Raw genomic sequence first — 26,747 nt, 5'->3', positions numbered from 1 at the left:
CGTGAGCGGAGCACTCGAACCTCTTCACGCCAGGCAGATCTCACGACGGGCGCTGCTGACCGCAGTGGGGGTGAGTGGTGTCGGTCTTGCGCTCGCCGGCTGCACCACGCAGCCAGCCGACCCCGACAGCTTCGTCAATGCACTGCCCATTCCCCCAGAGCTGTCTCCTCGGGTTGACGGAGACACCCTGGTATTCACCCTGAGCGCTCAGGCCGGCACCACAGAGCTGATTCCCGGGCAAACGGCCAACGGCTTCGGCTACAACGGGGCCTATCTTGGGCCGACCCTGCGTGCCCGGCAGGGTGACCGAGTGCGCGTCGAATTCACCAACGCACTCGACGAGGTGACCACGCTGCACTGGCACGGCATGCTGCTGCCAGCGAAGTACGACGGGGGCCCGCACCAGACGGTCGAGCCGGGTAACACCTGGAACCCGGAGTGGGAGATTGTGCAGCCCGCTGCCACGCTCTGGTACCACCCGCACGTGATGGGGCAGACCGCTGAGCAGGTCTACCGAGGGCTGGGCGGCCTCTTCCTCATCGACGACGCCGCGCTGACCGAAGCCGGTGTGCCCTCCACCTATGGCGTCGACGACATCCCGGTGATCATGCAGGACCGCAATCTCACTGGCAGCGGCGATCTCGATCTGGCGGGTCTCAACGCGACATACGGCATCCTTGGCGACACCATGGTGGTCAACGGCCGAGCGCTCGCGGCCCTCGACGTCACCACCGAGGCAGTGCATCTGCGCCTGCTCAATGCCTGCAACGCGCGTATTCTGCACCTTGAGTTCGACGATCAACGCGAGTTCCAAGTGATTGCGACCGACACCGGGGCGCTCAGTGCGCCAGTGACCGCCAACACGGTCACTCTGAGCAACGGTGAGCGCATCGAGATCGTGGTGCGCATGAGCGCCGACGAGCAGATCATGCTGCGCAGCGCCAAGGGCACCAACGATGTGCTCGACAACCAAGAGATGAATATTCTGCGATTGCGCGCGGCATCATCGCTGGCCACCTCGCCCGAGGTGGCGCAGACGCTGCCCGGGTCGGCGGCCCCAGTGCTGCCGTCGCCGCCGACAGTGCGTGATTTCCAATTCGGCAACGATATGTCGATCAACGGCGTCATGATGGACATGTCGCGTATCGACGAGGTGATGGCCGCCGGTGCGGTAGAAGAGTGGCGGGTGACGAATACGGTGATGCCGCACAACTTTCATGCCCACGGCTGTTCGTTTCGTGTGCTCGAGATCAACGGCAAGCAGCCGCCGGCTTGGCAGCAGGGGCCTAAAGACACTGTTTTGGTCGCCCAGGGCACGAGCGTTCGCCTGGCCGTGCAGCTGGTCGACGAGGCCGACGCGGAGCATCCGTACATGTACCACTGCCACATGCTGCGTCACGAAGACGAGGGCATGATGGGGCAGTTTGTGACGGTCGAGCCGGGCACCGAGGCCTCAGTCAACCGCACGCTGCGGTCTTGAGTTCGCCAGCAGGCGACAACGTCGCTACGCTCGCACTATGCACACACTCGAGCCACTGACTCTGGCCGACGGCGCGCTGGTGCGCACGGCGACCGACCAAGACATCCCGGCCATCCTTGCGCTGATTCAGGCGTTGGCTGACTACGAGCGCGAGCCCGACGCCGTCGAGAACACCCCCGAACTGCTCGAACAGGCGCTGTTCGCCGACGACAGCGTCGCGTTCTGCCATGTGGTCGAGCAGCAGGATGCGGTGGTCGGCATTGCGCTCTGGTTTCGGTCGTATTCCACTTGGACGGGGCTGACCGGCATCTGGCTCGAAGACCTCTTCGTGCTGCCTGAACATCGAGGCAGTGGCTACGGGCGCGCTCTGCTGGTGTCGCTGGCACGCGTTGCCCAGCTCAATGGGTATGGGCGTCTGGAATGGACGGTGCTCGACTGGAATGAGCCGTCGATTCGCTTCTACCGGGCGATGGGGGCACAGCCGATGAGTGAATGGACCACGCAGCGCCTCGACGCGGTAGCCATCGATCGGGTTGCCGCGCTGCAGGCCTGAGGGCTCAGGGCTGGGCGTCGGGGTCGGTGGGGCTGGCCGGAATGTACGCCTTGACGACTTTGACCTGCTGCACCGTGGCGTTCTTCGACGAAGTGAGCGTCTCAGCGGTGAATGAGCCCGGCTCACCCCAGCACGCACGCAGGCCTTCAACGGTTCCCGCACAGCTGCGGATCGGTCGACCCGCCTCACACTGTTCCAGTGTAGGCGCCGCCACGACGCAGGCTCAGTCGCGCAGCGGGATGCCCCGCCCATCAGTGCGATAGTTTGGCGAGCCGGTGAGAATCAGGATGCCCTCGATCAGGCCCCAGACGCCCGACACGAATGAGAGCACTCCTAGCGAGAGCACAGTGATCAGCAACTGCGCGACGGCGATGCCGATCTTGCCAAGGTAGAAATTGTGCACGCCGAGCGAGCCGAGGAGGATGCCCAGCACACCTGCGGCGACTCGGCTGCGCTGGTCGGTCGCACCAGGGCCACCGTAGGGCTGCTGCTGCGGATACCCGTTTGGCGGATACTGGCCATTGCCATAGCTGCCATTGCCATACTGTGGGCCGCTGGCGGACTGACTGGTGGAGTACGGGGAACCGTTCGTCTGCGGGTTGGTCGGGGGCTGGTCTGGGAATGGAGTGCTCATATCTGGCAGTCTACGTGGTGAAGTTGCGGGTTGGTTGGTGTCAGACGAGCAGCCGCAGGCTGTTCGAGGGTAAGCAGGTAGGGTATCCGCATGACACGCATTGTGATCGCACCAGACTCATTCAAGGGCAGTCTGAGCGCCCGCGAGGCTGCGCAGGCCATTGCTGCCGGAGTGCGTGCCGGGTGGGGTGCGGCTGACGCAGATCTCGTGATCGACTCGTTCGCATTCGCCGACGGCGGTGAGGGCACACTCGACGCGGTGCTCGATCAGTGGCAGGTCGAGCCGATTCGGGTCAAGAACACCGACGCGATTGGGCGGCCCTGCGAGGCACAATATGCCATCAGTGCCGACGGCCAGACTGCGCTTATCGAAGCGGCGCAGGCTAACGGCCTGCCGGCAGTCAGCGATGTCGCTCTTCGTCCGCTTGAGGCGACCACTGCCGGCGTGGGCACGCTCGCGTTGGATGCACTGGCCCGCGGTGTGCACCGCATCGTGCTCACCCTCGGTGGCTCGGCAACCACCGATGGGGGTGTGGGGCTGCTGCGTGCGCTCGGCGCGCGATTCTTCGATGCAGCTGGCAACACGCTGCCTGAGGGCGGCGGCGCGCTGCAGCATCTCGCCACGGTCGACCTTTCCGGGCTTGACGAGCGTGCGCTGGCCGCCGAATGGGTGGCCGCCGTCGATGTGACGAATCCCCTGGCCGGCCCACAGGGCGCGGCCGCGGTCTTCGGGCCGCAGAAAGGTGCTAACGCGTCAGACATTCGGCAGCTTGATGCCGGGCTGCGCCGAGCAGCTGCACTGCTCTCTGCTGACGACACCTTCGGCGAGCGTCCAGGACTGGGCGCTGCCGGCGGGCTGCCACTGGCTCTGGTGAGCGTGCGTGCGGCCGAGCTGCAGCCCGGCGCGCAACTGGTGGCTCAGATCATTGGTCTCGACAGTTCGCTCGCCCGAGCAGATCTCGTCTTTACCGGTGAAGGCCGTCTCGACGCTCAGTCGCTCGATGGCAAAGTTATTGACTATGTGACGCGCACCGTAGACGTCGGCACCCCGGTCATCGCGTTGGCCGGCAGCGTCGAGCTCGACGCTGCGGCAGTGCGACGATCGGGGTTGACTGCGGCGCTGTCAATCGCGGGCGGGCCAGCGACGCTTGATCAGCTTCGCGACACCGCTGCGCAGAGGCTTCGCGAGACCGCTGCGCAGGCAGCCGCGCTGCTGCGTGCCGGGCGGGGGGCGCTGATCAGAACGTCAGATGCAGCCTGAAGAAGCCTGGATCCATCACCGAGACGGCATATTCAGCGAGCGTTCCCTCGCTGGTGTGCGTCACGCATCGTGACACCAGCACTGTATCGCCGGCGGGCTGGCCGAACACCTCGGCATCAGCGGCGGCAAGCTGCCCGACTTCAACCCACTGCTCGCCCTCGGCGGCCGCGAGACCAGCGTCGTCGAGCGTGCGCAGGATGGAATCATCGCGTAAGCCCCGCAAAGGCAGATCGCCGAGGGTGGGCACCGCGGGCACCAGCGACCGTTCGAGGGAGATGACTCGGTCACCGACGACTTGGCGCACCCGCTCGATCAGCCACAGATGTGACGACTCGGTGCGTGTGGTGGCACGGATCTCAGCGGGGAGCGACTCGATTGGCGCCTGGGTGATGCCGAGCAGGCGCACTCGGTTGACTACACCATGCTGCTGAATCGCCTGAGCCCAGCCGAGCTCGTCTTCGACTTCAACAGCTTGAAAGGCGACGAACGACCCTACGCCGGGTCTGGTCACGATCAGGCCTTGGTCGGCCAGGGCCGCAAGTGCTTGCCTGACGGTATTGCGGCTGGCCGAGAAACGCTGCACGAGCGCGGCCTCGCTGGGCAGCGGTTCGTCGATGGGAAACACGCCGTTGGCGATGTCAGCGGCCAGGGCGCGGGCGATGCGCTCGTACTTGAGCGGCACTGATGAGCTGGGCATGCCCTCAATGGTACCGGGGTGAGGTCGATAGACTGACGGCATGTTCACCCAAGCGCCTGCCTCGGACATCCCTCATGACCCCGCCGCGATCGCGCTGCGGCTGCTCGACGGCCCGGCAGACGATGCCCACATCGGGGCATTGCTCGACACCCTGCCGAAGGTACGTGCGGCTGAGCTCGATCCGTGGGTCGCCGCACGTATTGCCGAAGTTAGTGACGATCTCTGCCCGCAAGACCTTGCCGTGATCGCCGCACTCATCGACCTCACCTCGCTCAGTCCCGAAGACACTCCAGAGTCAGTGCAGGCGCTTGTCGCCAAAGCCGTTGCCCCTGGGCACGGTCTGCCGTCGACGGCAGCGGTGTGTGTGCATGCCGACCTCGTGTCGACTGCGCGTCAGGCGCTGGATGCACAGGGCGAGTTGGCGACGCTGCCCGACGCCGGGCAGGTGGCTCTCGCTGCAGTCGCCGGAGCCTTTCCGCACGGCAGGTCGCCGCTCGCCGTGCGTGCCGCCGAGATGTCTCATGTGGTGACTGCCGGTGCCGACGAAGTCGATATCGTGATTGATCGGGGAGCGCTGCTCGCCGGGCGATGGGCTGAGGTCTACGACTGGGTGGCGCTGGCCCGCAGGCTTGTTCAGCGCCCAGATGGCACTCGTGCACGTCTCAAAGTGATTCTCGAGAGCGGCGACCTGCCCTCCTACGATCTGGTGTTTCGTGCTGCGATCATCGCACTGCTGGGCGGTGCCGACATGCTGAAGACCTCGACTGGCAAGGGTCGCCACGGTGCGACGCCGGCGGCTGCGGCCATCCTGCTGCAAGCTGTGGCCCACTGGCGAGACGAAACCGGGCTCGATGTGGGTGTCAAAATCTCGGGAGGAGTGCGCACGGTGGCGCAGGCGGCGCAGTACCTGCACTTGGCCAGAGCACTCAACGGGACGCAGCGAGCAGATGCCGACCACCTGCGCTTCGGCGCATCGAGTCTGCTCGACGATGTGATCGCTCGAGTCGACCCACTGCGCTAGCTGTCAGAGGTCGTCGCTAGACTGACTGCATGACCGTGAAGATCGCAGTGACCGGCGCCACCGGCCGAATGGGCCGCCTGGTGCAAGACATCATCAACAACGACGAGCGTTTCGCGCTGCACGCAGCACTCGACTCACACAGCCCACTGACCGATCTCGACGGTGCCGACGTCGTTGTTGACTTCACTCACTATGAGCCCAGTGCGCGCATCGTTCGTCATGCGCTCGCCGCAGGCATCGACGTGTTGGTGGGCACCTCCGGCTGGAACGCCGAGCGCATCGCTGAGGTCGCGCCGCTGGCAGACCGTTCTGCACTGGTGATCATTCCCAACTTCTCGGTGGGGTCGGCGCTCGGCACCAAGCTCGCTGAGCTGGCCGCACCGCTGTTCGACTCGGTCGAGGTGGTCGAGGCGCATCCGGCGCGCAAAAAAGACTCGCCATCGGGCACTGCCGTGCGCACCGCCGAGCTGATCGCTGCGGCGCACGGCCCGTACGATCAGCCCAACACCGACCAGACTGCCCGCGGTCAAGTGGTCGAGGGTATTCCGGTGCACGCGCTGCGTCTGCAGGGGCTTGACGCCTGGCAATCGGTGATTTTCGGTGGCACCGCCGAGACGCTCACCATTCGTCACGACACCATCAGCATTGACGCCTATCGCGATGGCATCGTGCGCTCGGTGCTCTTCGCTCGTGAGCACACCGGGCTGACCGTCGGGTTAGCCGACGTGATCGGCCTCTAGAACATGGATGCAAAGCTGCAGCGGCGGTCGCTGATCTGGGCGCTGGTGATCATCGCCTTTCTGCTCGTCTACATTTTCAGCCTGTTTCAGCATGCGATCGTGCTGGTCTCGCTCGACGACTGGGTGGCCCGCGTCATGGGCATCGTGCTGCTGCTGTTTCCGCTGCTGGGGCTCTACACGATCTGGGCGGAAGTGTCGTTTGCGCGAGGTGCGAACAAGCTCATCGGGCAGCTGGCCGCCGAAGAAGGCCTGCCCACCGACGATCTCCCGGTGCGCCCGAGCGGCCGAGCCGATCGAGACGTCGCCGAGCAGCGAGTGCCTGGACTGATCGAGGCAGCCGAGGCCGACCCCAACTGGCGGTCGCTGCTGCGACTGGGGCTCATGCAAGACGCCGCCGGGCATCGTTCTGACGGGCGGCGGGCGATCACTGGCGCGATTCGCATGGCCCGGGCCGAGCAGGGCTGAGGTAAGCTAAGGCGATGCCAGATACTCAGATCATCGATCGTTTGGGCCAGGTGCTCGTCGCCGTGGTCACTCCTATGCGCGCCGACGGCGAAGTCGACTGGGCTGGAGTCGAATCACTCATCGACGACTGCGTGAGTCAGGGCGCCGACGGCATCGTGGTCAGCGGCACCACCGGCGAGACCTCGACGCTCACCGACGACGAGAAAATCCAGCTGGTGCGCGTCGCCAAACAGGTCGCTGGCGGTCGTGCCAAGATCATCTCTGGCGGGCCGAGCAATGAGACCGCGCACGCGATCCAACTGGCGCAGCTCTCGGCACAAGCCGGAGCCGACGGCATCCTGCTGGTCACTCCGTACTATCTCAAGCCGACACAGGCGGGTGTGCTGACACACATTCGTCTGGTGGCCGACGCAACCGACCTGCCAGTCATGCTCTATGACATCCCGGGCCGCGCGGGCATCCCGCTGGCCTACGAGACCATTCTGCGCGCAGCCAAGCACCCTAACGTCGTGGCAGTCAAAGATGCCAAGGGCGACTTCGCGCAGGCATCACGCGTGCTCAACGAGACCGATTTGGCCTACTACTCCGGTGATGACACACATGCGCTGGCGCATGCCGCCATCGGTGCCACCGGTGTGGTGAGTGTGACCGCGAATATCGCTGCGGCGGCCTACCGCGAACTGTTCGACGCAGTCAATGACAACGACTTCGCCCGAGCACTTGCTGTCCATCGAGCACTCGAGCCGCTAGTGCGGGCCACCATGACGCACATTCCGGGCACCGTCTCGACCAAATACATCTTGCATGGGCTCGGTCGCATTGGCAGTCCGCGGGTGCGTCTGCCGCTGGTCGGCCCCGAAGACGCCGAGGCTGCGCTGATCGAGCGCGACATCGACGCGGTCACTGCCATTCCAGGTGTTGACTTCAGCGACTTCCGCCCCGACCGCAACGCCGCGGCCGGCGGCGCGCTGCCGCGCATCCCCGGAGCTGCGCGACGAAACGCCTGAGCGCCGGGCGCGCACCGCGCACCGACGCACAACAGGCGACTCAGCTGTACAGATCATCCCCGGCGGATGATCGAGAGAAGAAAGCGGGCGCCTGGGCGCCTGCGCAATCAGAGGTCTGTGAAGAGACCTCATGGAAGGTGATCTATGTCTGCAATTGTGATTCAGCAGCCACCCAAACTCGCCAAAGACACACTGCGCATCATCCCGCTGGGCGGGCTGGGCGAGGTGGGGCGCAATATGACGGCGTTCGAGCTCAACGGCCGCATCCTCATCGTCGACTGTGGCGTGCTCTTTCCCGAAGACTCGCAGCCCGGTGTCGATCTGATCCTGCCCGATTTCTCAGCTATCGCCGATCGACTCGACGATGTCGAGGCGCTCGTGCTCACCCATGGTCACGAAGACCACATTGGTGCCGTGCCCTACCTGCTGAAGTTGCGCGACGATATTCCGTTGATCGGCTCACGCCTGACGTTGGGGCTCACCGAGGCCAAGCTCAAAGAACACCGCATCAAACCGGAGTCAATCGTGGTGGAGGCTCGTGACCGCCTCACTGTCGGTGAGTTCGTACTCGAATTCTTCACCGTGACGCATTCGATTCCCGACTGCCTGGCTGTGGCCATCCATACCCCGGCCGGCACGGTATTGCACACCGGTGATATCAAGGTCGACCAGACACCGATCGACGGTCGGGTCACCGACTTCCAAGGGTTGGGTCGACTCGGTGCCGAAGGCGTCGACCTGCTGCTGATGGATTCGACCAATGCCGACGTGCCCGGGCACTCCGAGTCAGAGCGCAGCGTCGGTCCGGCCATCGAGCAGACAGTGCTCGCCGCCACCGGTCAGGTCATCGTCTCGACCTTCTCGTCACACGTGCATCGTGTGCAGCAGATTGTCAACGCGGCGGTCAAAGCCAAGCGCAAGGTGGTGTTCGTGGGGCGCTCAATGGTGCGCAACTTGGGCATTGCCGAAGAGCTCGGCTATCTGCACATTCCGCGCAACACCCTCGTCGACCTCAAGAAAGCCGGCTCGCTGCCGCGTGATCGCGTGCTCTACGTCTGCACCGGCTCGCAGGGCGAGTCACTGGCCGCGTTGTCGCGCATCGCCAACGGTGCCCACCCGCAGATCGAGGTGGGTGAGGGAGATACCGTGCTGTTGGCCTCCTCGCTGATTCCAGGCAATGAGGCCTCGGTCTTCCAGCTGATCAACCGCCTCTCTGAGAAAGGCGCGCATGTGGTGCACAAGGGCAACGCCCACGTGCACGTCAGCGGCCACGGCAACTCTGGCGAGCTGCTGCAGTTCTACAACGTGGTGTTGCCCGAGCGCGCCATGCCGGTGCACGGCGAGTTCCGTCACTTGAGTGCCAACGCGCAGTTGGCCATCGACACCGGCGTCGACCCGGCCGAAGTCGTGGTGGCCAAATGCGGCACCGTCGTCGATCTGTCGAAGAACGGGGTCAAAGTCACCGGGCAGTACCGCAACGACCACATCTTCGTCGACGGACAGTCTGTTGGAGAGATCACCGAAGACGATCTGCGCGACCGCCGCACGCTGAGCAACGAAGGGTTCATTACGGCGATCGTCGGCATTGACCTGGCCAACGGCAAGCTCGTGGTTGGTCCGGAGCTGCAAGCTCGCGGTCTGGCTGAAGACGACAACGTGTTCGACGACGTGGTGCCGAAGATTGAGCGTGCTATCGCCGATGCCTATGCCGACGGAGAGCGCAACACTCATACCCTGCAGCAGATCGTGCGCCGCACACTTGGGCGTTGGGTCAGTCAGCGTCTGCGTCGCAAGCCGATGATCGTGCCCATCGTGCTGCCGGCAGAAACCGTTGATGACGTCGAACGCGCCATCGAGAGCGACTGACCGCGAGCAATAATCGTCACCTCCGTGTGTGCGCGTGCGCTGAGCGGCTGCCGCCGGTAGCGTGGACTGCATGGCTCGTCAGTCCTCCAGCACGCCCAAAGGCACGTCGTCGAAAACGACGCCGAAGCGAGTCGACGACACTGCCCAAGGGTTCGGCCCGGGAATGGTTCGGCTGCTCACCGCGTGTGCGCATGGGGTCGGTGCGGCCGCGCGAGCGTTCGCACCCGATAAGGTGGCCGCAGAAGATCGTCGCGATGGGTTTCCGTTCGCGCTGTTCGTGCTGGCCATCGCAGGTATCGTCGTCGAGTGGTTTCTGCCCACGAATACGGTGGGGCAGAGGCTGCACACTTTCACCTTTGGTGCAGCTTTCGGCGGCAGCGCCGTTGTGCTGCCGATCATCTTTGGCCTGTTGAGCCTCTGGCTCTTTCACCACCCCGCTCGCGGAAGCGACTCGGGGCGCATCGGCATCGGTCTCGCGCTGCTCATGGCCGCACTGGCCGGTGTCTGGCAGGTATTCGGTGGCAACCCGAGCCCGGCACAAGACGGGCTGCAGGCGCTCGCGTCGGCCGGTGGGGTCATCGGCTACACCATGGCGTATCTGCCCATGCTGCTCACGGCATGGTTTGCTGTACCGGTGCTCATTGCACTGGTCGGCTTGGCTCTGTTGATTATGACCAAGACTCCGCCGACCAAGATCCTTGAACGGCTGCGGGGCTTTTACGGGTATATGTTCGGGGTCGAACCCACCGGCGAGCACGATGGGCAGACTCGTGTGGTGCCGACCACGCGCGCTGAACGCCAGCCGAAGACGAAGGCTGCCAAACCAGCCCGAGCATCCCGCCGTGCACGCGATGACGAGCAGAGCACTGCTGCCGACGTGGCTGCACTGTTCGATATTCCTGACGAACCCGCGGCCACGGTGCACGCAGCCGATGCCTCGCACACTGAGGTGCTCAGCGAAGGCGTGACCGAGGTGGCCGCCGACCCGGACGAGCCCGACGACTTCGTGCCTCAGCCGCAGGCGGCGCATGACCCTGAGCACCCGTATGTGCTGCCGAGCCCAGAGCTGTTGAGCCACGGTGCCCCCGCGCAGGCGCGCACACCGGTCAACGACGAGGTCATCGCGCAGCTGACCGACGTGATGCAGCAGTTCGGTGTTGATGGCAAGGTCACCGGCTTCAGCCGCGGCCCAACGGTCACTCGTTACGAGATCGAGCTCGGGCCGGGGGTCAAGGTCGAGCGGTTCACGGCGCTGAGCAAGAACATCGCCTATCAGGTGGCCAGTGCCGACGTGCGCATCCTCTCACCCATTCCCGGAAAGTCAGCCATCGGCGTCGAGATTCCCAACCGGGATCGCGAGACCGTGCATCTGGGCGACATTCTGCGCTCGCCCGCCGCTCAGAAGAGTCACCACCCACTGACGATCGGGGTGGGCAAAGACGTCGAGGGCGGGTTTGTGCTGGCGAACCTGGCCAAGATGCCGCACCTGCTGGTGGCCGGTTCTACCGGCTCGGGTAAATCGAGCTTCGTCAACTCGATGATCACCTCGATTCTGTTACGGGCCACGCCCGAGCAGGTGCGTCTGGTGCTGGTCGACCCCAAACGCGTTGAGCTTTCCAACTATGCCGGTGTGCCGCATCTGATCACTCCCATCATCACCAACCCCAAGCGAGCCGCCGACGCGCTGCAATGGGTGGTCAAAGAAATGGACCAGCGCTACGACGACCTGGCCGGCTTCGGGTACAAGCACATCGATGACTTCAACCGCGCGGTCGTCGCCGGTGAGGTGCAGCCTCCGGCTGGCTCAAAACGGGTGCTGCGCCCCTACCCGTATCTGCTCGTGGTGGTCGATGAGCTCGCCGATCTGATGATGGTTGCGCCCAAAGACGTCGAAGACTCGATCGTGCGCATCACGCAGCTGGCTCGTGCTAGCGGCATCCATCTGGTACTGGCCACGCAGCGCCCGAGCGTCGACGTGGTCACCGGTCTCATCAAGGCGAACGTGCCCTCGCGCCTGGCCTTCGCGGTGACCAGCGTCACCGACTCGCGAGTCATTCTCGACCAGGCTGGTGCCGACAAGCTCATCGGTCAGGGCGATGCGCTCTTCTCGCCGATGGGCTCGAATAAGCCCGCACGTGTGCAGGGCGCGTGGGTCGAAGAAAGCGAGATTCATGCGATCGTCGAGCACGTGCGCCAGCAGGCCAATCCGCAGTATCGCGAAGACGTCACCGCTGCACCCGAGAAGAAGCAGATAGATGCCGATATCGGCAACGATCTCGAAGACCTGCTCGCGGCAGCTGAGCTTGTGGTGTCGAATCAATTCGGCTCCACCTCGATGCTGCAGCGCAAGCTGCGAGTGGGGTTTGCCAAAGCCGGTCGACTCATGGACCTGCTCGAGTCGCGCGACATTGTGGGGCCATCTGAGGGTGCCAAAGCCCGTGACGTGCTGGTGCCAGCCGATCAACTGCCCAATGTGCTGGCCTTCCTGCGCGGTGAACGCGCGGGCATCTACGATGACACTGAGGATGCCCCAGCAACGTCGGCCTCCGACGATCAGTCGGTGCCGGCCACGTCGGGGTTCCATGAGCCCGTCATCGGGCATGACTCCTCCGACGAGCGCGGGGTCGACCCGCGCACGCCGGTGATCCCCAACGACCTCGACGATCTCGACGACGGCCGTGGCGAGAGCGGAGAGGACGCATGGCAGCTGACCGGCCGATGAACGAGCCCTCACCTTGGAACCTGCCCAACGCAATCACCGTAGTGCGCATACTTTTCGCACCTGCTGTGCTGTGGCTGCTGCTGGCCGACGCCTCGCAGGGCGGAGCCGCACGCTGGTGGGCCACGGTGCTGTTCATTGTTGCAATGGCCTCCGACGGCATCGACGGGCACCTGGCTCGAGCCTGGGGGCAGATCACCGACTTCGGTAAGCTGGCCGATCCCATCGCCGATAAAGGCATGACTGGCCTCGCACTCATCGGCCTGAGTCTGCTGGGTGAAATCTGGTGGTGGGTCACCGCACTGATTCTGCTGCGCGAAGTTGGTATCACCGTTTATCGATTCGTGGCGTTGCGGCATCACCTCGTGCTGCCAGCCGGCCGTGCCGGCAAAATCAAAACGGTGGTGCAGTCTGTGGCCATCGCCTGTGCGCTGGCGCCATTGGTGTTGCAGCTGCACTGGTTCGCCGTGACCACGTGGGTGCTGATCGGGCTGGCACTGGTGCTGACGGTCTACAGCGGGGCGGCGTATGTCGTCGACGGCGTGCGAGAGCACCGCGCCCGTACGCTCACTGAAGGGAGCCACTCATGATGGCAGAAGAACCCCGGGTCACCCGGCAGAGCATCATCGTCGACCGGTATGCGCGGTCTGGGCTGAGCATCGCCGTGGCCGAGTCGCTCACTGCAGGGCTCGTCACCGCGGCCATCGCCGATGTTCCGGGTGCCTCCAAAGTGCTGGCGGGCGGCATTGTGGCCTACCAGACGCCGCTGAAGCACCGGCTGCTCGGCGTGAGCAAGGCGCTGCTCGAAGAACGCGGCGCGGTCGACGGGCAGGTGGCTGAAGAGATGGCATTGGGCGTTCGCGAGCGTCTGGCTCAAGGCCCGTTGGTGTCGACGGTCGGCATATCGACGACCGGTGTTGCAGGCCCCGACTGGCAAGACGATCAGCCGCCGGGCACCGTGTTCATCGGGCTCGCCTCGCAGTCGGGGGTGACGCACTTCGCGCACCACTTCGGTGGCGGGCGTCAGGCCATCAGAGAGGCCACGGTCGCAGCGGCGCTCGAGCACCTGTGGGAACACGTCGATCTGCACCTGCGCTGACGGCGCGGGCATCCATTGACCGGTGATGAGCAGAGAGCAGAGAGCAGATGAGTGATCTGATCAGTGCGGCAGAGCTGGCCGCACGCAGCGACGAGCCCGGGCTTCGGCTGCTTGACGTGCGGTGGGAGCTGGGGAATGACCACACCCATGACGACTATCTCAGCGGTCATCTGCCAGGCGCGATCTTTGTCGACCTCGACGCTGAGTTGGCCGATCTGCCCGCCCCTGCGCTCGGTCGGCATCCGCTGCCCTCAGCTGAGCTCTTTGGCGCCGCGGTGCGTCGCTGGGGTTTGCACCAGGGCGACACCGTCGTGGTCTACGACGGGGTCGGGGGAGTGGTCGCCACGCGAGCGTGGTGGCTGCTGCGCGATGCCGGCTTCGAAGACGTGCGTCTGCTCGACGGCGGTATTGCGGCTTGGCAGCGGGCCGGCGGTGCGCTTGAGACAGGTGAGACAGCGGCGCCAGGCGATGGCGACTTCGCCGTGGAATTCGGGCATCTTCCCAGGCTTTCCCTTGAAGAGGTCGCATCGTTTGCGCGAGATCACACGCTGTTCGACATCCGCACACCCGACCGCTATCGCGGCGAGCATGAACCAGTTGACCCGCGAGCAGGGCATGTGCCCGGTGCGGTGAGTGCGCCAACGGGTGCGAACCTCGATGAGCAGGGGCTCTTTCGCTCGCCTGCCGAGCTTCGTGCGCGGTTCGAAGCGCTCGGGGCTGCGCCGGATGCTCCGGTTGCGGCATACTGCGGGTCCGGGGTGACAGCCACGCACACCGTCTTCGCCCTGACACAGGCGGGCTTCTCGCCAACGTTGTTCCCCGGCTCGTGGAGCCAGTGGTCGAATCACCGAGAGCTGCCAGTAGCCACCGGTGATCGGCCCTGAGACTCGGCGCCAAAGGTTGTACCCTCATCTGAATCTCTGATTCTGTCTACACTGAGACGAATTCGATCAGAGAGGCAGATGATGGCAGAACAGCATCCCAGCAAGGCCTATGGCAAGGTCTACCGTGAGCAGACCGCCGACGTACTCAAGGCGTTCGGTGCCTTCAACGATGCGGTGTTCTCGAAAGATCGTGAGATTCCGCGCAAATATCAAGAGCTGATCGCTTTGGCGGTGGGGCTGACCACGCAGTGCCAGTTCTGCATCGAAGGGCACACGGCACTGGCTGTTGATGCGGGTGCAAGCGATCAGGAGCTTGCTGAGACTGCATGGATTGCGGCGGCGCTGCGAGCTGGAGGCGCGTTCGCACACGGGCGCATCGCTTTCCAGACTGCAGCCGAACACCGTCACTGACGCTTCGGGAATAGCGTCACGGTATCGGTCGTTGCACTCTTGTGAGACGCGATGGGCAGATGTGACGCCACAAGAGCGGCACAGTCTTCGCACAGGCGTCTTCGACTACGCTGAGAGCAGCGCTCTCGTGTGGGGAGTGTCGTTCAGGTCGGGTATCCGGCCAGAGAGGAGATCTGAATGGTGTTGCTTCGTCAGGAGCTTGGCGACGTGCTTCGTGATCTCCGTCAGCAGCGCGGTCACACGCTCCGTCAGGTTGCCGGTCGCGCCAGTGTTGCCTTGGGGTATCTCTCAGAGGTTGAGCGCGGGCAGAAAGAGGCATCGAGCGAAATTCTCGCGTCAGTCGCTGAGGCGCTCGATGTGCCGGTCTCGCGCATCATGCGCCAGGTGAGCGATCGTATGGCCACACTCGAGGGTATGGCCGAGACGCCGTTCGATGAGGTCTCCGGCATTCCCGACACCATTCCCGATGATCTGCTCAAGACCGTCGCTCCGCTGTCTCGCACCGTACGCTGAGGCATTTGTGCGCCTGAGCCAGTTTTGGCAGTTTGTGGCTGATGAGTTTGGCGACGCCTATGGGCGAGTGTTGGTCGATGACCTTGTACTCACTGCCCGAGGCGACGTTACAGGTTCAGAGGCTCTGCGCCGCGGTGACGATCCGCGAGAGGTGTGGCTGGCGATCTGCGAGGCGGTCGAGGTTCCGCGAGAGCGTTGGAACGGCAAGCCGCAGATCAAACACACCCGTCACTGATCGAACAAATGTTCGAATGCTCTGCTACTGTTTCTACAGAGCCGAGAAGAGACGCAAATTTCTCCACAGGCAGCACGAATCTCAGGTGTGTGTCGGTGGTTGGCTCTAGCGTGATGAGCAACACATGTTCCATCTACGGTGAGGAAGAGCAATGGCAGTGAACGACCGTGAGAAATCCCTCGAGACGGCGCTGGCGCAGATCGACCGCCAGTTCGGCAAAGGCTCAGTCATGCGACTGGGCAGTGATGAGCGCGCGCCTGTCGAGGTGATCCCGACTGGTTCGATCGCACTCGATGCAGCATTGGGCATCGGAGGTCTCCCGCGAGGGCGCATCGTCGAGATCTACGGCCCCGAGTCATCAGGCAAGACCACCGTTGCGCTGCATGCTCTGGCCAATGCGCAGAAGGCTGGCGGCATCGCCGCATTCGTCGATGCCGAGCACGCACTCGACCCTGAGTATGCACGCAAGCTGGGTGTCGATATCGATCAGCTGCTGGTCGCTCAGCCTGACACCGGTGAGCAGGCACTCGAGATCGCCGACATGCTGATCCGCTCCGGCTCCATCGACGTGATCGTCATCGACTCGGTCGCAGCCTTGGTACCGCGCGCAGAACTCGAAGGCGACATGGGCGATTCGCACGTTGGGCTTCAGGCTCGTCTGATGAGCCAGGCGTTGCGTAAGCTCACCGGCGCTTTGGCTCAATCCAAGACCACTGCGATCTTCATCAATCAGCTGCGCGAGAAGGTCGGGGTGTTCTTCGGCAGCCCGGAGACCACCTCTGGTGGCAAAGCGCTGAAGTTCTACGCCTCTGTGCGACTCGACATCCGGCGCATCGAGACCCTCAAAGACAGTGGCAATGCTGTGGGCAACCGTACTCGTGTCAAAGTTGTCAAAAACAAGATGGCTCCGCCATTCAAGCAGGCCGAGTTCGACATTCTCTATGGCGAGGGCATCTCTCGTGAAGGGTCTCTGCTCGACTTCGGCGTCGAACACGAGATCGTGCGCAAGTCCGGCGCGTGGTACACGTACGAAGGCGAGCAGCTGGGGCAGGGCAAAGAGAACGCCCGCCAATTCCTCAAAGACCACGCCGACATCGCCACCGATATCGAGTCGCGCATCAAGAAGGCGCTGGGCATCGGCGTGTCTGCTGACGGTGACGAAGACCAGGTCGCCTCTCTCGATCAGAAGCGTCTCGCGAAAGAAGCCTGATGACTTCCGAGGTAGTTGACTTCGCCGCTTTTCGCGCAGGGCGTCAGGGCGAGAAGTCTCGCCCTGACGCTGCTGATCTGCAGCGTGAGCTCGAAACAGACTCGGGTCTTCTCGAAGCTCAAGCACAGTTGCAGAAGCTGCTGAGTCGACGTGATCGCACCGAACATGAGCTCCGCGGTGCGCTGCGTGCGCACGAGATCGACGAAGCGATCATCGATCAGGTCATCGGTGAGGCGGTTGCCTCAGGCGATATCGATGATCAGTCTCTCGCGCAGCAGCTGGTGGCCACACAGCTCAAGCGAAAATCTCAGGGTGCTGTGGCGATCCGTCGTGAGCTTGAGTCGCGCGGTATCGATCGTGACACCATCGAACACGTGCTGGCAGACCCATCGGCTGGTGCCGCGCAGGTAGCCCAAGCCGAAGCTCTGGCACGCAAGCGGCTGCGCAGTCTGGGCACTCAGTCTCCATTGGTGCAGCGTCAGCGCATCAGCGCCACGCTGCAACGCAAAGGCTTCGACTCCGCAACCATCGAACAGACGTTGCGCAGGGTGTTGCACAGCGAACCCCGGTTGGGCTAGTGCTGGTCGGTTGTGTTGGGGCACTCTCGATAGAATGGGCGACATCATGAGTGCCATTGAGACCCCCGCTGCCGCAGTACCCGCCCCGCTAGGCGCTGACGGGCATCCCCGCACCTACGAAGTGCGCACCTTCGGCTGTCAAATGAACGTGCACGATTCTGAGCATCTCCGCGGATCGCTCGAGGCTGCCGGGTACGTCGAAGCTGACGGCGTCGAACCCGATGTCGTGGTACTGAATACCTGCGCAGTGCGTGAAAACGCCGACAACCGTCTCTACGGCAACCTCGGGCACCTTGCGACCGTCAAAAAGCGCCATGAGGGTATGCAGATCGCAGTGGGCGGCTGCTTAGCGCAAAAAGACCAGGGCACCATCATCGAGCGGGCCCCGTGGGTCGACGTGGTGTTCGGCACGCACAACATGGGCGCGCTGCCCGTGCTGCTCGAACGCGCAAGACACAATCATCAGGCTGAAGTCGAAATCCTCGACTCGCTTGAGGTCTTTCCGTCGACGCTGCCGTCGAAGCGCGAATCACATTCGTCGGGTTGGGTCTCGATTTCGGTCGGCTGCAACAACACGTGTACGTTCTGCATTGTGCCTTCGCTGCGAGGCCGCGAAGAAGATCGGCGCCCTGGCGATGTGCTCGCCGAGGTACAGGCGCTGGTGGCCCAGGGCGTCATCGAGGTCACACTGCTCGGTCAGAACGTCAACTCTTACGGGGTGGGTTTTGGCGACCGCCAAGCCTTCGGCAAGCTGGTTCGTACGGCCGGTGAGATCGAAGGTCTGCGGCGGTTGCGTTTCACCAGTCCGCATCCGGCGATGTTCACCGACGATGTCATCGCGGCGATGGCCGACACCCCGACGGTGATGCCGCAGTTGCACATGCCACTGCAATCCGGCTCAGACCGGGTGCTGCGCGCCATGCGACGCTCGTATCGCAGCGCGAAGTTCTTGCGCATCCTTGACAGCGTGCGCGAACGCATGCCCGACGCCGCGATTAGCACCGACATCATTGTCGGGTTTCCCGGCGAAACCGAAGAAGACTTCGAGCAGACCCTCGAGGTAGTGCGACAGGCGCGTTTCGCGAATGCCTTCACCTTTCAATACTCACCGCGGCCAGGCACTCCTGCGGCAGAATACGACGACCAAGTGCCCAAGGCCGTGGTGCAGCAGCGCTACGAACGTCTGCTTGAGCTGCAGAACCAGATTGCGCTCGAAGAGAACCAACGCATCGTGGGGCGCTCGGTCGAGGTGCTGGTAGCGCCGAGCGAGGGGCGCAAAGACGAGTCGACTCACAGACTGACCGGCCGGGCGCGCGACAACAGGCTGGTGCACTTCAGCATGCCAGCCGACACCACGTTCGATACGCCTCGACCGGGCGACCTTGTGACGGTCACGGTGACCGATGCGGCGCCCTATCACCTGATCGCCGACTCACCCATCGGCTATGTCGTCGAGCGCACCGCCTCTGGCGATGTCTGGCAGAGTGCACAGGCCGAAGCCTGCGAGACGGGTGCGCCCAAAGTCTCACTCGGTATGCCTCCCATCGGTCGACCGCCACAGGCCCGATGAGCCTGACCGTCATTGCCGGGGCGACTGCGACGGGCAAGAGTGATCTGGCCGTCGATGTTGCCTGTGCTGTGATCGAGAGCGGCCGTGAGGCCCACATCGTCAATGCCGACGCGATGCAGCTTTATCGCGGCATGAACATTGGCACCGCCAAGATCACGTTCGCTGAGCGGCGCGGTGTGCCGCATCATCTGCTTGACGTGCTCGACATCACGCAGGAGTCAACGGTTGCAGGCTACCGCGCGGCGGCGCGTCCGCTGATCGACGACCTGTTGCACCGGGGTGCTGACGTCATTGTCGTCGGCGGATCCGGCTTCTATCTCGACGCACTGCTGACTGATCAGGTGATGCCGGGCACCGACCCACAGATACGGGCCGCCATCGAACAACAGGTCGAAGCACATGGCGTCGAATCGGTGTACCTGCGGCTGCAGCAGCTCGATCCAGCCGCTGCCGCACGCATCGACCGACGCAATGTGCGGCGAGTGGTGCGTGCCCTTGAGGTGTGTGAGCTCACCGGGCTACCGTTTAGTTCGTTTCGCACACAACGCTCGCTCTGGCGTGATCATCACCTGTTTCTTTTAGAGTGTCCGAAGCCAGAGCTTGACGAGCGCATTGCCCAACGCACGAGGGCTATGTGGCAGGCCGGGTTTGTCGACGAGGTGCGTGCTCTGCTGACCGTAGGTCTTCGGCAGGCCCCGACCGCACTCCGGGCTACTGGCTACCCGCAGGCGATCGCGCAGATCGATGGAGAGCTGACCGAGCAACAGGCCATCGACGCCACGGTGCAGGCGACAGTTCGACTCACCAAGAAGCAGCGCACCTGGTTTCGTCATCATGGCGATGCGACCATGCTGACCAGTAGCGATCCGCACAACGTGAGCCGGGTGGTCAACGCTATCGTTGAGAGCAGCACCATATCCGCTCATGAGAGTTCGAGGCAGGCATGACCGAGATCACCTTCACTAAGGCGCAGGGCACCGGGAACGACTTCGTGCTCGTCGAAGACCCAGACGGGCGTCTCGACCTCTCTGAAGCGCAAGTGGCCAAGCTCTGTGATCGCCATTTCGGGGTCGGCGCCGACGGCCTGATCCGGGTAGTGCGCACCCGTGCGGTGGCCGAGGCTGAGGCGTTGCTGACTGAAGAACCCGATGCCGAGTGGTTCATGGACTATCGCAACGGCGACGGCAGTCTTGCCGAGATGTGCGGCAACGGCGTGCGTGTGTTCAGCCGGTATCTCACCGAGCGCGGGCTCGCCGAGATTCCCGCAGGTTCGACGCTGCCAGTCGCCACACGAGCAGGCATCAAAGATGTGCAGGCCAACGGCACCGGTTTTCAGGTCGACATCGGCCGATGGAGGCTGGTGCCCGGCGAGATCACCGTGGCAGACGAACAGGGAGGCGCACCTCGTCCCGGCTTGGGCATTGATGTTGGCAATCCGCATGTCGTGGTGCTGCTGCCAGATCGCGAGCAGCTTGACGAGCTGGTGTTGGCTCGACCTCCGGTGCTCGATCCGCCACCGGCAGCAGGAGCCAACGTCGAGTTCGTAGTGCCAGACGATCCCTTCATTGTCGACGGTGTTGGCCACATCAGCATGCGAGTGTTTGAGCGCGGTGTGGGCGAGACCCTCTCCTGCGGTACAGGCACTGTCGCTGCGGCCCTGGCCACGCGCCATTGGACGGGGCAGGAGGCGCCCGACATCTGGCGCGTGCGAGTGCCGGGCGGAGTATTGACCGTGCGAATGTTCGCGGCCGAAGACGGCGAGCATGTGGGGTTGGCTGGCCCTGCTGAACTGTCGTTCAGCGGCACGATCGAGATCGACTGAGCGCTTGCCCGCGACCGTCAGCGAAACACTCTGTCATCAGCACGACACTTGCGCTATCGTGGCGCGCATGACTGAATTCCGCTACCTCGGCAACTCTGGCCTCAAGATCTCCGAGCTGATCTTCGGCAACTGGCTCACTCACGGCTCGCAGATTGAGAACGACGCGGCCATCGCATCCGTGCATGCTGCACTCGACGCCGGCATCTCGTCGTTCGATACGGCAGATGTCTATGCCAACACCAAGGCCGAAGCCGTGCTCGGTGAGGCACTGCGCGGCCAGCGCCGCGAGTCGCTCGAGATCTTCACCAAGGTGTACTGGCCCACCGGTCCCAAGGGGCACAACGACTCCGGACTCAGCCGCAAGCACATTCTTGAATCGATCGATGGTTCGCTGAGCCGCCTCGACACAGACTACGTCGACCTGTACCAAGCGCACCGGTATGACACCGAGACCCCGCTCGAAGAGACGATTCAGGCTTTCGCCGACGTGGTGAGCGCAGGCAAGGCCCTGTACATCGGTGTCTCCGAGTGGAGCGCCGACCAGCTGCGCGCGGGGCAGGAGCTCGCTCTGCAGGCGGGCTTCCGCATCATTTCGAACCAGCCGCAGTACTCCCTGCTGTGGCGGGTCATCGAAGGTGAGGTCATTCCCGCCTCCGAAGACCTCGGCATCTCGCAGATCGTCTGGTCGCCACTGGCACAGGGCGTGCTCACTGGCAAGTATCTGCCGGGGCAGCCGGTGCCCGCGGGCAGCCGAGCCACCGACGAACACGGGGGAGCGCGCACGATCGAGAAATACCTGCGCGACGATCTGCTCGAGGCGGTGCAACGGCTGCAGCCGATCGCTGACGACCACGGCCTGACCATTGCACAGCTGTCGCTGGCCTGGGTGCTCAACAACGACAACATCGCCGGGGCGATCATTGGTGCCTCGCGCCCCGAGCAGGTGACGCAGAACACCAAGGCCTTCGGCGTCAAGCTGTCGGCTGATGTGCTGCAGGCCATCGACGAGGTGATTCTGCCCTTCGCCGAGACCGACCCGGCAAAGACGCTCGAGAACGCCCCGCAGCAGCGCCCCAGTTGATCAGCGGCTGCGCTGGTGCAGGCCGACTGCCCAGCGCAGCGCCTTCAGCTGCGCACGATCGAGCGACACTCCGCTGTCGCGAATGTCGATGGTGCGCACGCGAAACACTCGGCTGGCACGTGCCCAGCTGGCGCGACTGTCCGAGGCCCAGGCTCCGTAGCCCAAAAAGACATGGTCGCCGTCGTCAGAGTGGTCGCTGCTGGTGAGATACGCCACGATCAGCGCATCGCGCTCGCCGTCGCTGGCCAGCACCACGCAAGGGCGGTCTTTGCCGCCGGCGCCATCGAAGGGCACCCAGCTCCAGATGACGTCGCCGGGAGCAAACCCCGTCACCGCATGGATGCCGTCAGCATCGTCGCAGTGTCTCAGCTCGTTGAACGAGACGGCGACGCAGCCGCGCTCGGTCAACGGGCGCCCACGATCGACTGATCGAGCGCGAGCTCTTCAGCGTCGAGGCCGCGCATCACCTCGCGCATCACCTCTTCGTCGATGGTGCCCTGGTTGCGTTCGCGCAACAGGATCTGGCGCCTGGTGGCGAGCACCTGGCGACGCAGCTCGGTGATGTGCTTGGTGGTCAGTGAATTGACCTCTTGGTGCTCGGCCGAGTCGAGTTGGCGCTCAATGCGGTTGAGGCGTGACTCGATGCTGCTCACTGCGCGATCGACGGTTTCGTCTCCGTATTTCTTGCGCCAAGTGCCCTCGCGGCGTTTGACGAACGAGGTGGCCTCGGTCAGGCTGCTGCGCAGCAGCCGCTGGCGAGCCAGACGATCTCGGCGGTCTTGCGTGGGGTCTTCGACCTTCAGGGTGCGGATGAGCGCGGGCAGGGTAAGGCCCTGAATGAGCAGCGTACCGACTGTCACCACAAAGGCCACCAGCAGCACCATGTCGTGCGCTGGGAAGGCATCACCGTCGACCAAAGTGGCCGGCACACTCAGAGATGCGGCCAAGGTGACCACGCCGCGCATGCCCGACCAAGAGAGCACAGTGAGCTCGCGCCAGTTGAGTGGGGTTTTTGGCGGGCCGAACGCACGCACCGTGCTCTTGGCGTGCACTGCAAGGCGGCGACTGGCGCTGTTCTCTGGGGTGATCACCTGAATCGAACGGGTGAGCAAGCCAGGCTTTGCGTCTGACGACACCACGGTCTCTTCTTGTGCTGCCGCCACCTCACGCGCTTCTTCGCGGCGTCGACGGCCGCGAGCCAGCAATGCCTCACTGCCGTAGACCGCGAAGATGAAGGCCGGGCGTACCAGTATGGTCGTGAGAAGAATGAGCCCGGCCGCGACCAGACTGGGCACGATGCCTCGTGAGCTCGCGGTGAGATTCTCGATGGTGGCGTGCAGCTGTAGACCGATCAGCGCAAACACCAAGCTCTCGAGCAGCACGTCGAGGGCACGCCAGAGTGGCTCGTCTTGCAGGCGGGTGCGATAGCTGGCGGTCGGGGAGTGGTAGCCGATGAACAGGCCAGCAGTGACCACCGCGAGCACACCGGAGCCGCCGAAGTGCTCGGCGCCCACGTATGCGAAGAACGGCAGCAGCAGTCCGAGCAGCGATTCGATGACCGGGTCGTTGAGCCAGCGCCGACCCCAGTTGTAGAACACGCCGATGACCAAACCAAGCCCTACACCGATGCCCACAGCCTTGACGAAGATGAACAGATCGTCGCCCACAGTGAGCGTGACGCCTCCGGCAATGGTCAGTGCCACCTTCATCAGCGTCAGCGAGGTGGCATCGTTGATCAGGCTTTCGCCGAGCATCACGGTCATGAGCCGTCTGGGTAACTTGAGCTGACGCCCCACTGAAGTCGCCGATACTGCATCTGGCGGGGCGATGATCGCTCCGAGGAGCAGCGCCGCAGCCCAAGTCATGTCGGGAATGGTGTGGAAGGCGACAAAGCCGACCACCGCTGCGGTCACCAGCACCAACACGATGCCCAACAGGCTGATGTCTCGCAGATTGCGTCGGAAGCTGATCACCGAGATGTTCAGCGCTGATGAATACAGCAGCGGAGGCAGCACCAGGGTGAGCACGAGCTCGGCATCGATGTCGAATTGTGGCACGAACGGCAGGAACGATGCGATCGAGCTGATCACGACGACGACCAAGGGGGCCGACCAACCTCGCCGGCGGGCGAGAGCGGTGATGAGCACAGCGAGCGTGAGCAGGCTGAAGAGCACGAGATTGTTCATGAGGGCCTCGGGTCACGTAGGTTTGGCCTCTATTGTATCCTCGACCCTCTGACGCAGCTGTGAGATGTCGATGAACGAGCCGCGCGGGCCTCCCGCTGCTGTCGCCTGCCCGGGGTAGGATGATGCATCATGACCGCTGATCTCTTCACCACCGCGACCGGCTCTGACATCAAAGTGCGCTTCTGTCCCTCTCCAACGGGCACTCCGCACGTTGGTATGGCTCGCACGGCACTGTTCAACTGGGCGTATGCCCGCCATGTCGGCGGCACGTTCGTGTTCCGCATCGAAGACACCGATGCCGAGCGAGACAGCGAAGAGAGCTACGCGCAGATCGTTGAGGCGTTGCGCTGGCTGCACCTCGACTGGGATGAGGGCATCGACGTCGGTGGCCCAAATGGGCCGTACCGACAGTCACAGCGTCGCGATATCTATCTCGATGTGATTGAGCGGCTCAAGGCTGCCGGCTATGTCTACGAGAGCTTCGTCACACCCGACGAAATGGAGGCGCGCAACGTCGCCGCCGGCCGCAACCCCAAGCAGGGCTACGACAACTTCGAGCGCGACTTGACCGACGAACAGCGCGCAGCCTTCCGCGCCGAAGGTCGCAAGCCGGCACTGCGTCTGCGTGTGCCCGACACTGATCTGTCGTTCGTCGACCTCGTGCGCGGCGAGATCAGTTTTCCGGCGGGGTCGTTCACCGACTTCGTGGTGGTGCGCCCCAATGGCGACCCGCTCTACACCTTGGTCAACCCGGTCGACGATGCGCTGATGGGCATCACTCACGTGCTGCGCGGTGAAGATCTGCTCTCGTCGACCCCGCGCCAGATCGCGCTCTACCATGCACTGATCAAGATCGGCGTCACCGACTTCATCCCGCACTTCGGGCACCTGCCCTTCGTGATGGGCGAAGGCAACAAGAAGCTGTCAAAGCGCGACCCCGAGTCGAATCTCTTTCTGCATCGTGAGCACGGGTTCATTCCCGAAGGCCTGGTCAACTATCTGGCACTGCTCGGCTGGTCGATCGGCCCCGATCGTGACGTGTTCTCACCGGCTGAACTGGTCGAACACTTCGACGTCGCCGACGTGAACCCGAACCCGGCTCGCTTCGACGTCAAAAAAGCCACAGCCATCAACGCCGATCACCTGCGCGCGCTCGATGCCGATGACTATGAGCGCCGGCTGACCGCGTTCGTGCAGCAGGCCGGGCTGGTCGGCGACCCGCTGACCGATCGCGAGCAGCACATCCTGCATGCCGCAGTGCCGCTGGTGCAGCCGCGCATCAATCTGCTCGGCGAGTCGGTCGACATGCTGCGCTTCTTCTTCGTCACCGCTGATCAACTCAGCTACGACGAGGATGCGCTCAAACAGCTCAAGGGTGACCCCGCGTCGGTGGTCGGTGCGGCTCGTGCTGCCCTTGAGGCGCTCGATGAGGCCCACTGGACCACTGACGACATCCACCAGGCGCTGCAGACGGCTCTGGTCGACGAGCTCGGCGTCAAGCCACGCCTGGCCTTCGGCCCCATTCGCACCCTGGTGTCTGGCCGGCGAGTGTCGCCGCCGCTGTTCGAGTCGCTCGAACTGCTCGGCAGGGCCGAGACACTCAGCCGGTTCGACCGATTCGAACCAGTGCTGGCTGCGCACTTGGCCGAGACTGCCGAGGCGTGAGTCAACCGGGTTCAGCAACGACGCTGACCACTGAGCGCGAAAGAGAGGGCGGGCACGTGACCGAGGTCGACTGCATCATCGTCGGAGGTGGGCCAGCGGGGCTGAGCGCCGCACTCGTGCTCGCCAGAGCCAGGCGCCGAGTCGTCATCGTTGACGGCAACCGTCCGCGCAACCGTGCCACCTACATGTCGCATGGGTTCATCACCCGCGACGGCACGCCGCCAATGCAGCTGCGCGAACTCGGTCGCCAAGATCTCGAGCAGTACCCAGACGTCGAGTTCCGTTGGGGTGAGGTCGACGCGATCACCGGTGAAGACGGCGACTTTGTGGCGACTGTTCGCGGTGTTCGCGGTGGGCCGAGCGGCCAGGTGCGGGCACGAAAGGTGTTGCTGGCGACCGGTGTGCTCGAGCGTCTGCCCGAAGTGCCCGATCTGCTGACCTACTATGGCTCGACAGTGTTCAGCTGCGTGCACTGCGACGGCTGGGAGCGACGCGAGCAGTCGCTGGTGGTCATCGGCGAGAACCCCGAGCTGATCAATACTGCCAAACGTGCCTCCCAGTGGGCTGAACGCGAAGTGGTGCTCACGAACGGTTCGGGCGTGGCCGACGGCGGGGCTCGGGCCTCGCTGGCCAAGCGTGATATCGAAGTGATCGACACACCGATCGCCCACCTGCACGGCGAACAGGGGCGGTTGAGTGCAGTCGAGTTGAGCGACGGCACCGTCATCGAAGCCACTGGCGGGTTCGTGCAGCCCGAGTGGAGCCTGCCGCAGGTGGTGCTCGACTTGGTGCCGACGGCCGGCGATCTCGGTGGAGTGAAGACCGACGAATACGGACGCTCCAGCGTGCCAGGCGTTTACGCTGCCGGTGACATCCGCGGCATCACGCCGTCACAGCTGATCATTGCGGCAGGCGAAGGGTCGCGTGCGGCCATCGGTCTGAATAACGATCTCATCTTCGCCAGATTCTGATCGACGCACGGGTGCCGCGTGGTCGCGTAGGATGAAGTCACTTACCACCGGTCGTGCCGGTCTCGGCTCGACCGACGACA

28 protein-coding genes are annotated in these 26,747 nt (G+C 63.9%); 23 read left to right on the top strand and 5 right to left on the bottom strand.

Going from position 1 to position 26,747, the window contains the following annotated elements:
* Position 1 precedes the first annotated feature (1 nt).
* The gene (locus G557_RS0104610; protein ID WP_245542769.1) at positions 2–1,480 is read left to right on the top strand and encodes a multicopper oxidase family protein; all 1,479 of its coding nucleotides are present in this window, start codon (positions 2–4) and stop codon (positions 1,478–1,480) included.
* Positions 1,481–1,517: 37 nt separating this feature from the next.
* A complete protein-coding gene (locus G557_RS0104605) occupies positions 1,518–2,033 on the top strand; it encodes a GNAT family N-acetyltransferase (RefSeq protein WP_084627002.1) in 516 nt (171 codons plus the stop codon).
* Between the two features lie 4 nt (positions 2,034–2,037).
* Here G557_RS0104605 and G557_RS0104600 read toward each other — a convergent pair whose 3' ends face one another.
* Both G557_RS0104600 and G557_RS13685 read right to left on the bottom strand, forming a co-directional pair.
* Positions 2,038–2,247 (bottom strand): hypothetical protein, encoded by a 210-nt coding sequence (locus G557_RS0104600; RefSeq protein WP_028245124.1) that lies wholly within the window; start codon positions 2,245–2,247, stop codon positions 2,038–2,040.
* Between the two features lie 9 nt (positions 2,248–2,256).
* Complete coding sequence (locus tag G557_RS13685) at positions 2,257–2,667, bottom strand: TM2 domain-containing protein (RefSeq protein WP_084627001.1); 411 nt, start codon at positions 2,665–2,667, stop codon at positions 2,257–2,259.
* 90 nt (positions 2,668–2,757) lie between these two features.
* On the opposite strand from G557_RS13685, the gene G557_RS11735 reads away from it, so the two are divergent.
* Positions 2,758–3,927, top strand: a complete 1,170-nt coding sequence (locus G557_RS11735; protein WP_036961137.1) for a glycerate kinase — start codon at positions 2,758–2,760, stop codon at positions 3,925–3,927.
* Here the strand turns inward: G557_RS11735 and G557_RS0104585 are convergent.
* Positions 3,905–4,624: a GntR family transcriptional regulator gene (locus G557_RS0104585; protein WP_028245123.1), complete on the bottom strand. Its 720-nt coding sequence runs from the start codon at positions 4,622–4,624 to the stop codon at positions 3,905–3,907. The genes G557_RS11735 and G557_RS0104585 overlap by 23 nt on opposite strands.
* A 40-nt stretch (positions 4,625–4,664) precedes the next feature.
* Between G557_RS0104585 and deoC the strand changes: the two genes are divergently transcribed.
* The 18 genes from deoC (at position 4,665) to G557_RS0104495 (ending at position 21,845) form a co-directional block, all read left to right on the top strand.
* Positions 4,665–5,645 (top strand): deoxyribose-phosphate aldolase, encoded by a 981-nt coding sequence (gene deoC / locus G557_RS11730; RefSeq protein WP_051224556.1) that lies wholly within the window; start codon positions 4,665–4,667, stop codon positions 5,643–5,645.
* Positions 5,646–5,674: 29 nt separating this feature from the next.
* A complete protein-coding gene (dapB, locus tag G557_RS0104575) occupies positions 5,675–6,385 on the top strand; it encodes a 4-hydroxy-tetrahydrodipicolinate reductase (protein ID WP_028245122.1) in 711 nt (236 codons plus the stop codon).
* 3 nt (positions 6,386–6,388) lie between these two features.
* Positions 6,389–6,850, top strand: a complete 462-nt coding sequence (locus G557_RS0104570) for a hypothetical protein (RefSeq protein ID WP_051224553.1) — start codon at positions 6,389–6,391, stop codon at positions 6,848–6,850.
* 14 nt (positions 6,851–6,864) lie between these two features.
* On the top strand, positions 6,865–7,857 hold the full coding sequence (dapA, locus tag G557_RS0104565; RefSeq protein ID WP_028245120.1) for a 4-hydroxy-tetrahydrodipicolinate synthase: 993 nt from the start codon (positions 6,865–6,867) through the stop codon (positions 7,855–7,857).
* 144 nt (positions 7,858–8,001) lie between these two features.
* Entirely contained in the window at positions 8,002–9,723 is a 1,722-nt protein-coding gene (locus G557_RS0104560) for a ribonuclease J (RefSeq protein WP_028245119.1), read from the top strand.
* A gap of 70 nt (positions 9,724–9,793) precedes the next feature.
* Complete coding sequence (locus tag G557_RS0104555) at positions 9,794–12,445, top strand: DNA translocase FtsK (RefSeq protein ID WP_028245118.1); 2,652 nt, start codon at positions 9,794–9,796, stop codon at positions 12,443–12,445.
* Positions 12,424–13,032: a CDP-diacylglycerol--glycerol-3-phosphate 3-phosphatidyltransferase gene (gene pgsA / locus G557_RS0104550; protein ID WP_084627000.1), complete on the top strand. Its 609-nt coding sequence runs from the start codon at positions 12,424–12,426 to the stop codon at positions 13,030–13,032. Before G557_RS0104555 ends, pgsA begins: the two co-directional genes overlap by 22 nt.
* Positions 13,029–13,541 (top strand): CinA family protein, encoded by a 513-nt coding sequence (locus tag G557_RS0104545; protein ID WP_028245116.1) that lies wholly within the window; start codon positions 13,029–13,031, stop codon positions 13,539–13,541. Before pgsA ends, G557_RS0104545 begins: the two co-directional genes overlap by 4 nt.
* Positions 13,542–13,588: 47 nt before the next feature.
* A complete protein-coding gene (locus tag G557_RS0104540) occupies positions 13,589–14,425 on the top strand; it encodes a sulfurtransferase (protein WP_028245115.1) in 837 nt (278 codons plus the stop codon).
* Positions 14,426–14,503: 78 nt separating this feature from the next.
* On the top strand, positions 14,504–14,836 hold the full coding sequence (locus tag G557_RS0104535; RefSeq protein ID WP_036961134.1) for a carboxymuconolactone decarboxylase family protein: 333 nt from the start codon (positions 14,504–14,506) through the stop codon (positions 14,834–14,836).
* 177 nt (positions 14,837–15,013) lie between these two features.
* Complete coding sequence (locus G557_RS0104530; protein WP_028245113.1) at positions 15,014–15,349, top strand: helix-turn-helix domain-containing protein; 336 nt, start codon at positions 15,014–15,016, stop codon at positions 15,347–15,349.
* Positions 15,303–15,584 (top strand): DUF3046 domain-containing protein, encoded by a 282-nt coding sequence (locus G557_RS0104525; protein ID WP_051224550.1) that lies wholly within the window; start codon positions 15,303–15,305, stop codon positions 15,582–15,584. The genes G557_RS0104530 and G557_RS0104525 overlap by 47 nt, the downstream gene beginning before the upstream one ends.
* A gap of 151 nt (positions 15,585–15,735) precedes the next feature.
* Positions 15,736–16,794 carry a recombinase RecA gene (recA, locus tag G557_RS0104520; protein ID WP_028245111.1) on the top strand — a complete coding sequence of 353 codons (1,059 nt, stop codon included), beginning with the start codon at positions 15,736–15,738 and terminating at the stop codon, positions 16,792–16,794.
* Complete coding sequence (locus tag G557_RS0104515) at positions 16,794–17,372, top strand: regulatory protein RecX (RefSeq protein ID WP_028245110.1); 579 nt, start codon at positions 16,794–16,796, stop codon at positions 17,370–17,372. Before recA ends, G557_RS0104515 begins: the two co-directional genes overlap by 1 nt.
* A gap of 46 nt (positions 17,373–17,418) precedes the next feature.
* Complete coding sequence (gene miaB / locus G557_RS0104510; RefSeq protein WP_036961131.1) at positions 17,419–18,942, top strand: tRNA (N6-isopentenyl adenosine(37)-C2)-methylthiotransferase MiaB; 1,524 nt, start codon at positions 17,419–17,421, stop codon at positions 18,940–18,942.
* Positions 18,939–19,889 (top strand): tRNA (adenosine(37)-N6)-dimethylallyltransferase MiaA, encoded by a 951-nt coding sequence (miaA, locus tag G557_RS11725; protein WP_051224547.1) that lies wholly within the window; start codon positions 18,939–18,941, stop codon positions 19,887–19,889. Before miaB ends, miaA begins: the two co-directional genes overlap by 4 nt.
* On the top strand, positions 19,886–20,764 hold the full coding sequence (dapF, locus tag G557_RS0104500) for a diaminopimelate epimerase (protein WP_028245108.1): 879 nt from the start codon (positions 19,886–19,888) through the stop codon (positions 20,762–20,764). Before miaA ends, dapF begins: the two co-directional genes overlap by 4 nt.
* A gap of 67 nt (positions 20,765–20,831) precedes the next feature.
* A complete protein-coding gene (locus tag G557_RS0104495) occupies positions 20,832–21,845 on the top strand; it encodes an aldo/keto reductase family protein (protein ID WP_028245107.1) in 1,014 nt (337 codons plus the stop codon).
* Here the strand turns inward: G557_RS0104495 and G557_RS11720 are convergent, their stop codons facing one another.
* Both G557_RS11720 and G557_RS0104485 read right to left on the bottom strand, forming a co-directional pair.
* Positions 21,846–22,253 carry a type II toxin-antitoxin system PemK/MazF family toxin gene (locus G557_RS11720; RefSeq protein ID WP_051224544.1) on the bottom strand — a complete coding sequence of 136 codons (408 nt, stop codon included), beginning with the start codon at positions 22,251–22,253 and terminating at the stop codon, positions 21,846–21,848.
* Positions 22,250–24,031 (bottom strand): cation:proton antiporter, encoded by a 1,782-nt coding sequence (locus G557_RS0104485; protein ID WP_028245106.1) that lies wholly within the window; start codon positions 24,029–24,031, stop codon positions 22,250–22,252. Before G557_RS0104485 ends, G557_RS11720 begins: the two co-directional genes overlap by 4 nt.
* Before the next feature lie 129 nt (positions 24,032–24,160).
* Here G557_RS0104485 and gltX point away from each other — a divergent pair, with 129 nt between their 5' ends.
* Both gltX and G557_RS0104475 read left to right on the top strand, forming a co-directional pair.
* Positions 24,161–25,696 carry a glutamate--tRNA ligase gene (gene gltX, locus G557_RS0104480; protein ID WP_028245105.1) on the top strand — a complete coding sequence of 512 codons (1,536 nt, stop codon included), beginning with the start codon at positions 24,161–24,163 and terminating at the stop codon, positions 25,694–25,696.
* On the top strand, positions 25,693–26,667 hold the full coding sequence (locus G557_RS0104475) for an NAD(P)/FAD-dependent oxidoreductase (RefSeq protein ID WP_245542768.1): 975 nt from the start codon (positions 25,693–25,695) through the stop codon (positions 26,665–26,667). The genes gltX and G557_RS0104475 overlap by 4 nt, the downstream gene beginning before the upstream one ends.
* Positions 26,668–26,747 lie beyond the last annotated feature (80 nt).

This window comes from Pseudoclavibacter soli DSM 23366, assembly GCF_000423505.1.
Classification (GTDB): domain Bacteria; phylum Actinomycetota; class Actinomycetes; order Actinomycetales; family Microbacteriaceae; genus Pseudoclavibacter_A; species Pseudoclavibacter_A soli.
This window is presented reverse-complemented; position numbering and strand designations above follow the sequence as displayed.